General features: G+C 58.3%; 14 protein-coding genes. 10 read left to right on the top strand and 4 right to left on the bottom strand.

The features are described 5' to 3' along the window. The first annotated feature begins 570 nt into the window (after positions 1–570). Positions 571–1,065, top strand: coding sequence for a hypothetical protein (locus tag NKF06_RS08620; RefSeq protein ID WP_253245152.1), 495 nt, complete (start codon positions 571–573; stop codon positions 1,063–1,065). Positions 1,066–1,105: 40 nt separating this feature from the next. Here NKF06_RS08620 and NKF06_RS08615 read toward each other — a convergent pair whose 3' ends face one another. From NKF06_RS08615 to NKF06_RS08600, 4 genes are all read right to left on the bottom strand, one after another. Further along, positions 1,106–1,747 (bottom strand): FkbM family methyltransferase, encoded by a 642-nt coding sequence (locus tag NKF06_RS08615; RefSeq protein ID WP_052367887.1) that lies wholly within the window; start codon positions 1,745–1,747, stop codon positions 1,106–1,108. 162 nt (positions 1,748–1,909) lie between these two features. Beyond that, a complete protein-coding gene (locus NKF06_RS08610) occupies positions 1,910–2,863 on the bottom strand; it encodes a hypothetical protein (protein WP_253245151.1) in 954 nt (317 codons plus the stop codon). Next, entirely contained in the window at positions 2,860–3,447 is a 588-nt protein-coding gene (locus NKF06_RS08605) for a hypothetical protein (protein ID WP_042663264.1), read from the bottom strand. The genes NKF06_RS08610 and NKF06_RS08605 overlap by 4 nt, the downstream gene beginning before the upstream one ends. Next, complete coding sequence (locus NKF06_RS08600) at positions 3,440–3,748, bottom strand: hypothetical protein (RefSeq protein WP_253245150.1); 309 nt, start codon at positions 3,746–3,748, stop codon at positions 3,440–3,442. The genes NKF06_RS08605 and NKF06_RS08600 overlap by 8 nt, the downstream gene beginning before the upstream one ends. A 151-nt stretch (positions 3,749–3,899) precedes the next feature. Between NKF06_RS08600 and NKF06_RS08595 the strand changes: the two genes are divergently transcribed. The 9 genes from NKF06_RS08595 to NKF06_RS08555 all read left to right on the top strand — a co-directional run bounded on the left by NKF06_RS08595 (position 3,900) and on the right by NKF06_RS08555 (position 12,545). After that, a complete protein-coding gene (locus tag NKF06_RS08595) occupies positions 3,900–4,400 on the top strand; it encodes a hypothetical protein (RefSeq protein ID WP_253245149.1) in 501 nt (166 codons plus the stop codon). A 57-nt stretch (positions 4,401–4,457) separates the two neighbouring features. Next, positions 4,458–4,889, top strand: coding sequence for a hypothetical protein (locus NKF06_RS08590; protein ID WP_253245148.1), 432 nt, complete (start codon positions 4,458–4,460; stop codon positions 4,887–4,889). Next, a complete protein-coding gene (locus tag NKF06_RS08585) occupies positions 4,886–5,188 on the top strand; it encodes a hypothetical protein (RefSeq protein ID WP_042663259.1) in 303 nt (100 codons plus the stop codon). The genes NKF06_RS08590 and NKF06_RS08585 overlap by 4 nt, the downstream gene beginning before the upstream one ends. Further along, positions 5,185–5,784, top strand: a complete 600-nt coding sequence (locus tag NKF06_RS08580) for a hypothetical protein (protein ID WP_241768148.1) — start codon at positions 5,185–5,187, stop codon at positions 5,782–5,784. The genes NKF06_RS08585 and NKF06_RS08580 overlap by 4 nt, the downstream gene beginning before the upstream one ends. A gap of 3 nt (positions 5,785–5,787) precedes the next feature. Continuing rightward, positions 5,788–6,660, top strand: coding sequence for a hypothetical protein (locus NKF06_RS08575; protein ID WP_253245147.1), 873 nt, complete (start codon positions 5,788–5,790; stop codon positions 6,658–6,660). A 434-nt stretch (positions 6,661–7,094) separates the two neighbouring features. Continuing rightward, entirely contained in the window at positions 7,095–9,323 is a 2,229-nt protein-coding gene (locus NKF06_RS08570; RefSeq protein WP_253245146.1) for a hypothetical protein, read from the top strand. Then, positions 9,323–9,583, top strand: coding sequence for a hypothetical protein (locus tag NKF06_RS08565; protein WP_253245145.1), 261 nt, complete (start codon positions 9,323–9,325; stop codon positions 9,581–9,583). Before NKF06_RS08570 ends, NKF06_RS08565 begins: the two co-directional genes overlap by 1 nt. Next, positions 9,580–9,858 (top strand): hypothetical protein, encoded by a 279-nt coding sequence (locus NKF06_RS08560; protein WP_253245144.1) that lies wholly within the window; start codon positions 9,580–9,582, stop codon positions 9,856–9,858. Before NKF06_RS08565 ends, NKF06_RS08560 begins: the two co-directional genes overlap by 4 nt. Then, positions 9,855–12,545 carry an Ig-like domain-containing protein gene (locus NKF06_RS08555; RefSeq protein ID WP_253245143.1) on the top strand — a complete coding sequence of 897 codons (2,691 nt, stop codon included), beginning with the start codon at positions 9,855–9,857 and terminating at the stop codon, positions 12,543–12,545. The genes NKF06_RS08560 and NKF06_RS08555 overlap by 4 nt, the downstream gene beginning before the upstream one ends. Positions 12,546–12,556: the final 11 nt, after the last annotated feature.

Here is a 12,556-nt window from a genome sequence, read left to right as displayed (position 1 = left end):
CCGTAGACCGAAACTAGTACTCTAGTACACTACTACACCCAAGCTAAGCGAGTACAAGATTATCTGAACTTTCACACACAAGTGACGGTGAGATCACAATCATCTACCATCAATTCTGACACAAAGTCAGTCACTCGAGAAGACACAATTCGGTGGATGATAGACAAATTAGAACTCTTTCGACAGAGGGCTCTCCTCGTACTGCGAGGAATCGACTTACCGTCTGAAGGGGACGAGCTCAGGAATTATCCCCAATCAGTCCAAGACATTAGACTGCTACTAGTGGATTATAATCTCGTCGTATGCGAGGCTAACAACTGTGTTTTCACTAAACGAGGTCAAGAATTCTTTGAAGGAAGCTTGACTATTTCAAATCAACAGAGAGAGACAGATTCATTGGATCGATACAAGAGTCCATTTCGAAAAACCTGGGAACAACGGTATCGATATGTGACGAAAGTCCTAGCCGATTTCTTTGATTAGTAATGATCTGGGGAGAAGCTATATAATTGATGACAGCACTACTTTTTGAGAAATATGCTTGAATTGACATTCCAACAGGTTTTGCGAATGCTGACAGTAGTGGTTTCATTTATTGTTGCTTCTGCTCCGATACTCTATCCAGATTATTCACTATTCACGAGACGAGCAAGAGATGGTGTCGATCGGCTCGCACATATCCGTGAAAGGCATGATGATGTGAAACTTGGATACCTAGACAGAGACGATGACGAGTTCAAAGAGGTTGTAGAGGTAATTGAGCTAATATTTTCATATGACGGCGAACCAGAACGAATATGTATGGCGGTTGGACCTGTTTCTTCTTTGGGCGAGTTTACTGGGTTTGGTATGCAATACGGCATTAGTGAAAATGGAGTACTGTACGTCGTGGAAAAAAGCGGTGATCAGGAACTCTTGCAGTGGCAACCGTGGAGCCCAAGCAGTACTCTCCAAATGCAACGGCTAAGTAGGGGCGTCAAACAACGAGCGCAAGAAAGGAGCCATACAATCACAGTAGTATCTGCAGTTTTATGGGCTACAATTTCAATAATCATCGTTATCTGACATCTGATTCAGATTCTCGAAACCACTCAACCCGAACTCGTCACCGCCTCACCGCGGTTAGAACTTCGACACGTGTTTCTTCGACTTCCCACTCGCGCGCGACAATGCTGTAGTTGAGAGAGTCTAGAACAGCTTCGACCTCAGCAGTCTCAACACCGAATATCGGGTGTGTCTCGACGATGATCACTCTCGGCCGTATCTCTAAATTCTCGAGAATCTCTAACTCTGCACCCTCGCAGTCAAGCTCGAGGACGTCACACGATGGCAACTCAGATGCAGGCACTACGTGATTCGTTGGGTCGTTATTGTAGACATACACATCCGGACCAACTAACGCATTTCTGAGGGTGACATTTTCCAACCCATCAAGGCGGACAGCCTCACGGACGATCTCGTACTGGCTTTCACTTGCTTCGTAGACAAGCACCGAGCTGGCTTGCCTCCCAGCGTGGACTGCCGAAACGCCATAGCCGCCACCGACGATTACAACCGTGTCTTCAGGCTCAACCTGATTGTTTATCGCGTCTACGATGGGTTGCTCGTACTCTGGGAATGTGTCTTGAGCATCCAACAATGCTGGCTTTCGCGTGACGACCCCGTTCACATAGCCGAGCTTCTTCGGAAGTCTCGGGCGGACGATTGGATCGTACACTCTTCGGACGAATTCGTACAAGCTACTCATCGCATACCTCCGTAGGACCTCGCGAGCGCCGCGCCCGTCGGGCGTACACGCGATGAAACGCCGAAGGACCACCGAAGCCGACGACCCGACGAACCGCCATTTGCGTATCTCAAGTTAATATAAACACAAGGGTGTGGGGGGGTGGGAGGGTGTCCCGACACACTACATGACATCGAGGTCTGCCTCCCGAACCACGTATTTCTTGATTTGCTTTGACTCGTCTTCGCTCACTCCGTAGTCCATCTTCAACAGAGCACGGTCGAAGTACTCACCACCCGACGCTTCACTGATGTACTCCTCAACACGGCCCTCGTCGAGAATCTCTTTCGCCACCTCTACTGGCGACAGTTGTTCCGCTTCGGCTTCCTTCGACTCCGCTCGTACCTTCTCCAGCAAGTCGTCGATGAGGTCGTCAGTGTACTCGCCCTTTGTCGACTCGTACTCCTCTACGAGTTCGGGCGTCGGGAGCTGAAACTTCATCCACTTGTGCCGGCGCAGCACACCATCGTCGCCGATCATCCGATGGTACTTCTTGTACATCTTGCCCGTCTCGTTGTTCGTCTGAATGTACTTCCACCGGGCCTTGCTGATGCCGGCTGACTCGTCCTTCCCCACCATGATCCCGAGGTGATGGAAGCGACGTTGAACGTGTGAGTCGATGAGGTCGAAGTCCGGCGCAGTCATGATCGCGCCGTTGTTTCGGTGCCGCCACGTCTGCGTTAGCGCGTCGAGGACCTGGTTGGCGACCGTGTACCAATTCCGATTCCCTGCGGCGACACCCGCTTCTTCGAGCACGATAATCGCACCCTCTGGGAGGTCACTCGCGGCAATTTCGAGGAACTCCTCGACGGAGTACGTCACTCGATGCGGCCCGAACGTCGGGTCGAGTGCCTCCGCGAGTCGGAGTGCTGCGTAAGACTTCCCGTCCCCCGTCTCCCCGGCTAAAAAGCACATCCAGTTCTCGTTGTACACGTTCATCCGCGGCCATATCTTGCGTCGGAGAATCAGGTTCTCGCGGACTCGATCAGGCATCTCCGAGTAGTGGCTGGAGAGGTTCTTCGGAGGAGCGTGTGACTGCATCCGGTCGACAATCTCCGGCTCGGTCTGCGAACTCATACGACTTCACCCTCCGCGTCCTGGAGTTCGATAGATGGCTTGAATCCGAGTTTCGTCGCTGCGTCGTCGAGGGTACTCGCGATATCCATCAGCTGCCGCACGTCAAGGACGACCTGTTGCGTCGTCTGTTCTTCGCGTACTCCACGCATCGTCGAGCGAGTTTCTACGACGGTCTCGGTTGCATCCTCCAGTTCGTCGAGACGTTCGAGACCTCGATATGGGATGTCTCTGACTTCGACTGGTGCCACACCTTGTTTCTCGTAAATCGTCATCGCCTCGTCTTGCGACACCTCGATTTCCTGCCCGTCAATCTCGAAGATGTACTCTCGTCCGGCGGTCCAGCTTGGCGACAGTACCACGGAAGACCACCACTCTTTGATGATGCCCTCGGTCCGAAGTGGACGGAGCGCTCGGTAGTACTCTAGAACCCGATTCTGGAAGTCGCCTCGGAGAGACCGCGGAACTATCGACATCCGCAACCGGGCGTCTTGAACCTCCGAGCGCTTCTGGTGGCACCGAACCTGTGCGTCTTCGATGATACGCTCACGGACCGTCTTCGACCGCAGATCGTCCGCTTTAGACATCACAGTCACCGTCAGGAATCGTGATGACAATCGAATCGGCGAGCGTGTGGACTACGAGGGGCTGCTGTTTCTCGAGTTCGAGCCACTCCGCTGCGTAGCTCGTGAGATTGATGTTCATCGAACACCCCGTCTGCTGGATATTCCGAACCTCGCTGTTGAGCGACACAGAGTTGAGGTCGCCGGATTCGATGTGCTGAGCGAGTTTCTTCAACTCAAGCGACTGTCGAACACCCATCTGAGAGGTACACTCCGCGATTACAGACTCTATTTGCCGTGCCTGACCACTATTCTGGATTGCCATAGCGGCCGTACTAGAGAGTCTGCATTAAGTCTCTACACGAGGATAGCCATGGTGGCTATTCGGCTGGATATCCACCAGAGACCCGTTCTATTGCCCCATTCGTGACAGTATATTCCGGAGACATATCATCTCTGCAAAACAGGGCACGTGTATGTCTGCATGTGCAGGCCACCCTGCCGCTGGGTTCCGCCTGGGGCCGGGTGCCAACGTCGAAGATGACCGCGCTATCGAAGTGACGGTCGAGGAACCGTTCACCAACCCAATTGAGGAGTTCGTCCACGGACGTGGCGGATTCTCTGGTCAAGCGCTCAACCGCGGGCTCGAAGCCGCACAGCGCGTCGGCATCGAACCCAAACAGGAGCACTTCGCGGAGGACGCGACGACCACTGCCCGCATCTCCGGCTCGATCATGATGGTCGCACAGGCCATCATCGTCGCCGTCGTCGCGCTCATCGTTCTTGGGTCGCTCTACTCGACTGATATCGTCGCGAACCCGACGTACAACAACACCTGGACGACGATGTTCGACACGTTCGCCTCCTACGGTGAGACGGCGTTCATCCTCATCGGCGTCGGTCTCATCGCCGCAGGTGCGAGCGTCGCGCTCGGATTCTTCGGTGGCATGGGCGGTGGTATGAACGGCGGCCGGTAGACCAGGACACACCACCTACGCACCGATTTCTCACTGCTCATCACCCACTCAAGAGCCATGACTAACGCAATCATCACGTTCGCCGTCATTGCCGTCGTCGGTGTTTTCGCTATCGCTACCTTCGGGACCTCCTACATCGAGAGCGCCGAAGCTCAAGCGACCACCGAAGGCATCACCCTCGACGATGCCGGCCGCCTCGTCGACGCCGCAGACATCGCCGTCGACTTCGGCGCGAACGTCACCGTCACACACAACGGTACGACCCTCTCCGAAGGTGTCGACTACCGTTTCAACGAATCGACCGGGGAACTCGAACGACTGGCAAACGCGACCGTCTCCAACGGGACGCAGGTCAACATCAGCTACCAGTTCGAAGCACCCGACAAGACCACTCGCGACGTGAACCGCGGGCTCGGTGCGATTAGCATCCCAGTACCGCTTCTCGGTCTCATCGCCGCCGTATTCGTCGTCTGGGGGTTCCTCGGATGATACTCGTCGCCCACCAGCTGGCACTCGGTCTCCTCGGGACGCTCGCCCTCTTCGGAGCGCTCGTTTTCCGCGGCCACGACTCCGAGGCAATCTGGGCACTCCTCGGCCTCATCGTCTGGGGCGCACTCGCCATCACTGGTGGTAACGTCGCCGTGTTTAACGAATCGACTGGAGAGTTCGTCTCACTCGGCTCGCCGACCATCCAGTTCGTGTGTCTCAGTGCGGCCGCCGTGAGTGCTATCGCACTCTACGGTGCCGTCTTCGTTGAAGCCGCGGAATCTGGGAGGGCGCGGACATGATGGGACGCGACTCCCAGCCCGACCCCGGCGAACTCCAAGCACGGGAACTCGACGAGCGCGCCGCCCAAGATCTCGAACGAACCGCGGTCAATCGCGGCGTCTCGACTGGTCCGGTCGTTGACCCCATGCACGACATGGAGCCCGAAGATCTCCTCGACCGCCTCCTCGAAGCCGACGTCGAGTCCAACGAGTACGAAGAACTCGTCTCGCTCATCCAGCCGTACCTCTCGCCGAGCGAGATGCTTGCCGATCACGACGAGGAGTACTACGACGCCCGGTCTCGGCGGCTCCTCAACGAGAACCTCCGCGACCGCATCGTCCGCGGTCGCGAATACCCAGACCTCTGTACTGGCGTCTTTCGGCAGGTCGCACAAGAGGTCAACGGCGACTCGTTCAGTGGCGTGCGGAGAGACCTCGCAGACCACGAGAAAGAGGCTATCCGTACGGTCATCGACGACGTTCGAACCGACCGCCAGTCACTCGGCGACGGCCGCCTTCTCGAAGCGATCACTGAGACTCACGTTTCCAGCGAACGACGCGACCCTGACGGCGATACGCACTCCGGTGGTCGAATCAGCAGTATCCTTCCGTGGTAACCCATGACTGACAAGAATCCCAAACCCAACGACACTGACCCACTCGCACCGGACGAACCAGAACTGTTCGCGAACACCCGGCAGAAGCTCGACGAGGAATCAGAAGACCACAAAATCGCCCGGAAAGCCGGCGACGCCAGCGGTGGCCTCGTCTACAACTTCTTCCGCGGCTGGTGGGTCTTCTGGGTCTCGTTTTGGCTCAAAATCCTGCGATTCGTTCCGAGGACGAACAAGCTCGGTGACAAAGTCATCGACGCCGGCTACAAGCTCAAGCTCAAAACGACCGGTGCCGACACCATCACGCACGTCATCTACGGCGACGGTGTCATCGCTCCGCGTGCATCTTCGTGGCATACGACCGAGAACGAGTTCCGTAGCGAGAACGACGAGCGCTTCAAAACCGACGAGCAGGGCATCCCGTACCGGATGCTCGGGAAGTACCCCGTCGCGTGGGCGCTCGGCAAGTACGCCGAAACCACCGACCCTATCGAGGCGTTCATGGGTGGGCAACGCCGCCGTGGGCAGTACACTCCAAGCGCCACGACCGACGGTGGCGCTGACGTCGATATCCACGCCGAAGTCGCCGATGACGAATACGATGGTCGCGTTATCTCTTTCCGGGACGGCTACCGCCTGTTCGGTAGCAAGGTCACCCAGGAGGACATGAGCCTCCAGGGGACGCGCGCGAAGCTCGCCGAACTCGACTGGTCCCGCAAAGAGCAACTCTACCTCGTGCTCGTCGGGCTCGGAGGCGTCGCACTCGGTCTCTTCGGCCCCGCACTCGCCGCGAGTATCGCAGGGGGCGCATCCGGCACTGGCGGCGGTATCAACGTCCTTCCGTTCATGATTAACGCCGGCCTCGGAGGTGTCTTCTGATGCCGCTTCCCGGCGGAGGAGACGCGAAGGACCGCGAGGCGAAGCGCCGCGCTGAGGAAGATATCCGAGACGCTCGCGACCGTTCTCGGGACGACAACGACCGCTCTTCCTCTCCCTCACACACGTCGTCATCGAGCGGCGGTGATAGGGGTTCGTCGGTCGACCGCTCGCGAAATCGTGACCGACAGGTCGTCGAACAGCGGAAATCTCAACGTCGAGGTGACCGATACCAACCGGGTTCGTCATCATCCGGCTCATCGTCATCTGGTTCGTCAGGTTCGTCTTCCTCGAGCTCGTCATCGTCTGGGCGCTCCAGCAGTCGCTCGTCCAGAGGCCGTGACCCGGTTAGTGACCGCGAAGCAGCCACTCGATACAAGCGAGAGGTCCGCGAGACGAAACAACAGAACCAACGACGGCAGAACCAAGACGCGCCGATGGTCGCAGACGACTTTGGCGGCCGTGGCGAGCCAATCACCCGCGCCGAAGCGAGGCGTCGTGCGAGACTCCGGGGCAAGAAGCAGGAACTCAAACAGCGCGTCGTCGACCAAACGGCCGGCCTCGATAACCCTCGGAACGTTCGGGTCCGACGCGACGGCAACAAGCTCGTCGCATCGCTCACATCCGCCGGTCAGGAAAACGTCCGCGACTATCAGGTCGAACAACAGCGAGACGCACGAGCACGCGAACAGCGACTCCCCGAGAAGCTTGGGCTGGACTCGTCGTCTGGTGACGTGACCGATCAAGCCGCAGATATCGACGCCGAACTCACCAAGGACGCCAGCGGCGATATCTCCACAGCCCAGCGAGAGAAAGCACGCCGCGACATCGCCGACAAGGCCGACGTCGACCCCGACCGAGTCAAAATCGTCGGTCAGACTGACGATGGTGGCTTCCGCGCTCGCATCGAGAAGCAACCCGAGCGCGAAGAGCAGTTCGGTGATATCGACTGGTCGTTCGGTTTCGGCGACCCCGACAAAGACGAAGTCGAGGGCGGCCTCCGAAGCGCCGCCGCCGAGGTCGACAAGGCCACGGGGAAGGTCGTTGAGATCAACGACAAATACGGCCCACCCGCAGCGATTGGGGCGACCTATGACGCGGTTCGAGAGTACGTCTCCGAACCCGTTGATGACGTCGTTGCCGGACCAGACGGCGAGACCTTCGGCGAAGAGTTCGCCAGTGGTGCTGTCGAAGGCGCTGTCCAACTCGCCAACGTTCCGCAGACGGCTGTTGGTCTCATGGAAATCGGTGAAACGGGGCAGTACATCGTGACCGGCGACGAGGGGACTGACGGGGTTGTGGACCTCAGTACAGACTCCTCCGCGGCCGTGATGGGGGCAGGCTGGAAGGCAGCCCAAGAAGCAAACGACGCTTTTTGGAAGAATCCCGGACGGACCTCGGGCGCAGTCGTCGGGTCACTCGCTGTGTCTGCCGGGGGATTTGCAGCGGCGGCGAAGGTCGGTGGGAAGACCGGCGCGGCCGCTCGCCTCGCGGTTCAACCCGGTGAAGAGGCTGCGAGTTACGTTGCGACGCGCGCTCTCGGGCAGACGGCAAGGGGTCAGCGCATCCTTGACGCGATCCCCGGTGGTCGCATCGACAACGAGGAGATTGCGATGGCTGCCGCGTCCAAAGCGAAGCCAGCCACCTCGAAACTCGTCCGTGGTATCCGACGCACCAGATACGACGCTGTCCGCCGGTTCGAAGCAGAAGGCAAGCGTGCGAAACAGTTCCTCGCCGGTGAACGCGGCCAGCTCGAACTCTCTGGTCCGAGCGGGCGGCAGACCGTCGAAGTCGATAACTCTCCCGGTCGGATGTCGCCCGAACTCGACCGCGCCGACGCCCGCGAACAGGACCTCGACCAGACGCAGTATGAACTGCGTCGGTTTGCCCAGGAAGAGCGCGATGCCGAGCAGGTCCTCTTGGAGGACGCCGGACAGCCGACCTCGACGCCGACGCAGGCCACGCGCGCCGACCAGTTGACTGTCGACCCAGACGAACTCGAAGCTCGCCGTCTCGAAACTGAGAGGAGCTTCCGCGAAGCCTACAGCGTCGGTGGCCGCTCCAGTCGAGGTCGTCGTCAACTTCGAGACGGAAGTCGCCTCAGCGGACAGGAGTGGCCGACTCGTGAGGCGAGACAGATGCGGCAACAAGCCGAAGCATCCAGTTTCGAAGCTGATACGGCTCGAACCAGCCGGAGAGAAGCCACTGGGGCTGAAATCGCGACCGGAGAAGAACTCGCGCGCCAACAGCAGCGGCAGTTCGAGCGCGCACAGGCAGACCTCGCACAACGTCTCGGTCTCGACACTCGGGGCGATACTCGACAGGATACGTGGCAGCCCACAGACGTTCGCCCCGTCCAGCGGTTCGAGACTGGCTTCGAGACCGAAGCGGAACGTGCGACCGAGTTCGAGAGTGAGTTCGAGCGCACTGGGACCGAATACGAGCCGGTCCAGATGACCACCGGAACCGAAGTCGAACGCGAGTTCGAACGTGCTCGCAAACGCTTTGAGGCCGAATTCGAACGCGAACGGGAGCGCCAACAGTCCTTCGGGAATCAGAATCCCAGCAACGCGTTCGCGGTCGACATGAGCGCGTGGGAGAACAGTTGGCGGACTGGCATCGCCGACATCGACAAGCTCTGGAAAGAGCGCTTCGGAGGTCTCTGATGGCGACCTTCGGGTTCTACATCAAGGCAGCGCTGACGCTCTTCCTCTCGGTGTTCGTCCAAGACATCCTCCAGACAGTCATCGAGCCCATGCTCGCCCCAGCCTGTGGGCCATCGCGGGTCTCCCAGCCCGTCGTCGAGGGCGCGCAGAACTGTCTCTACGTCACGCAGGCCGTGACGTGGCTTGTTGCACTCGTTATCGTCGGTCTCTTCGTGACCGGCCTCACTCGTGGCGCGCTTCTCGGAGGTGTTACCCCGTGAGTCCGCGGGTGCTGGTCTTCGTGGCAGTCGGTATCGTCCAGATCGCCGGCCTCGTGTTGTTCCTCAACACCGCCGGAGCGGAGGTCTTCCACGTCGCGGAGAGTATGACGTTCCTCCAGTCGACATGGGTCTGGGGACCGATTCAGAACTTAGAGACGCTGAGCTACTTCCTCATCGTCCCAATATTCATCGTCGACTACCTTGTGTACGCGGCCATCGCTGGCGTGACGCGAGAGAAACAACAGGTCGCACAGTACCGGAGGGGCCGACTGTGAGGCGGCTCAGTATCGTCTTATTCGCGCTGTTCGCGAGCTTCCTGGTCGTCTCTGTTGCGCCAGTCAGTGCCGCCGATGGTGACCTCGTCGTCGGATCGGAGAACGACACTGACGATGAACTTCAAAACGGGACTCTAACCAATGTGACTGTCAACGGAAACGGAGAGGCCGCCCATGTTGAACTGAGTGATGGGGAAGTTTTGACCCAGTTCAGTGACGAGGAGGACGGTGACGTCACCGAATACACAGGCGACACATCGTTTTTGTCTGCGGTTAGTTCTCCGGTCGCAGATGGTAGCTACGCCGTTCAGATGGATACCGATGGTAACCGCCGAGAAGCCAGTAACACAATCCCGGTTTCATCGGCTGATTCCTACTCGTTTGAATTCAAAAACGCACAGAGTAGCCTCTCTACGAACAACGAGATTCTCTTCACAGACGGTGGCACTGTCGTCTGGGGGTTCTACTTCAAATTAGGAGAAGGGATCTACTGGTCTGATGCAGGCGAGCGCACAGCTGGGGAGCTGATAGCCGGTATCGACGTCACATCAAACTATCACTCTATCAGCATCAAAAACATCGATACAGCAGCCAATACGGTCGACATCTACCTCGACGGGACGTATCAGGACACCTATTCGTTCCACAACTCAGGTGCCAACCCAGATGCGTACACTCTCGCATCTAACGCAGGTCAACCCGAAAACGGCCTCCTCGTCGACCGTGTCGCCTACGCATATAATCAAACAGTAAGCAACGGCACTTACATCTCGTCAATTCACAACGTCACCAACGCCAATGAAGGGCGCGTCACGTTCGACGCCCTCACAGATGTCGATGCCACAGTGTCATGGCAAGAAAATACAGGAGGTACGTGGACTAATATCACGACGGGCACCTACACCACTTCAGGTACCAAAAGCGCCGACCTCTCTTCTACAACATCTGATGAGTTGCGTGTCCGAGTCGATTTCAGCACCTCAGGACCATCACCAAACGTTGAGCTTGACCGCGATGCCGTCTACTTCCCCGTCTCGACACCAGATATCTCAGCAGGGCCGTCCGCTCCAAGCGGTGGCGAGGTTGTCCACACATCGGCACCGACTCTATCGGTTGACGTCTCCGACGACGACTTCGGGACCACTCAGGGAGATCAACTCTCGATAACGTGGCGCGTCAACGGATCGGTCGTCGACACAACGACTCGGACCACCAACGGCACCGCCTCGATCACTGCGCCGTCGCTCCCGGACGGTAACCACACTTGGAGCGTCACCGTCGACGACAGCTACGGCGAAACCGTCTCGTCGAATTTCTCTTTCGAAGTTCAGCACTTCGAGCCAACCATCACCAACCTCGAACCGCCAGACGACACCTCCCTATCGACCCGTGATATCACGCTCTCTGCCAATCTCACCGATTCCGACTTCGCGTTCGAAGGCGACGAACTCACTGCCGAGTTCCTCGTCGACGGGAGTGTCGTCGGGACTGAGGTCCTCACCAGTAACGGGACTGCGTCGACCACATACACGATGGAGGGTGGGTCCGCATCGTGGTCCGTTCGCGTGACCGACAACTACGGCAACATCGTTACATCTCCAACTCGGACGATTCGCTCGCCGTCGACGCTCACCATTCGAAATGTGTCGACCGGCGAACCGATAACAGGGTCCGCGCAAGTGACTGCGAAACTCTACTCCGGCGAACTCATCTTCTCGAAGAACACCACCGACGGAACAATCGACCTGACCGGCGTCCCGGTCGAGCGCGGGTACATCATCGAGGTGACTGTCGACGGTTACGTCACCAGGACGGTCGCCATCGAGTCGGTGTTCGAGCAGGGTGACATCTATCTCCTTCCAGAGTCCACCGATGCGGTCTATCAGGAGATGACGCTGAACGACCAGACGGGTGACTTCGAGGCAAGCTCGACGGTGCTCTACATCGAGCGACCAATCGAGCGGAACGGAACCATCGAATGGCGCGTCGTGACTGGTGACTACTTCGGCGCAGACTCGGTGTTCAAAACGACGCTGGAGAAGGATCAACGATATCGACTCGTCATCGAGAACGATGACGGCGACCGTCGCGAGCTCGGAGCTTACATCGCCGCGGCCAACGGCACTGCTCCACTCGATGTCGGGACGATCCAGTGGCAAGCACCGAAGGGCGACACCTACCAGTGGGATGCTTTCGTCGACGAAAACATCTCGGCACTTCGTGTGATGTATTCCGACCCGGAAGACGAGACAACGTCTTTCGATGTGGTTGTCCACGAGCGCGGAGACCCGAACGAAACGCTGTTCGAGTCAGACGGAACCAATCTTTCGTCGTTCCAACGCACAGAACCACTCAGCCAGTCTGAACTCGAGCAAGACTGGGTAGTGAACATCACCCTCGAACGGAACAGCCAGACGATCACCATCGACGAGCCCATCTCGTCGACCGCCTCGATCCGGACGCCCGTCCCTATCGATACTCGATGGGCGACACTCGCCGGACTCGTCCTTCTCGTCGCACTCGCGGCCGCGTTCCCCTCGACGCTGTCGAGAGTCGGTGCGGTTGCTGTCGTCTCCGTCGCCACGGGCATCACGTGGCTCGGCTGGGTCGACATCCCGATGAGTGTTATCGGACTCTCCGGCGCGGTCGCGCTACTCGGGCTCGCCGCCTCCTTCAACTCCTACTAATGAAAGTCACA

It is taken from the genome of Haloferax sp. AB510 (genome assembly GCF_024136985.1).
Taxonomy (GTDB): Archaea; Halobacteriota; Halobacteria; order Halobacteriales; family Haloferacaceae; genus Haloferax.
The sequence above is the reverse complement of the archived record's forward strand: the minus strand, read 5'-3'. Positions and strand labels throughout refer to the sequence as shown.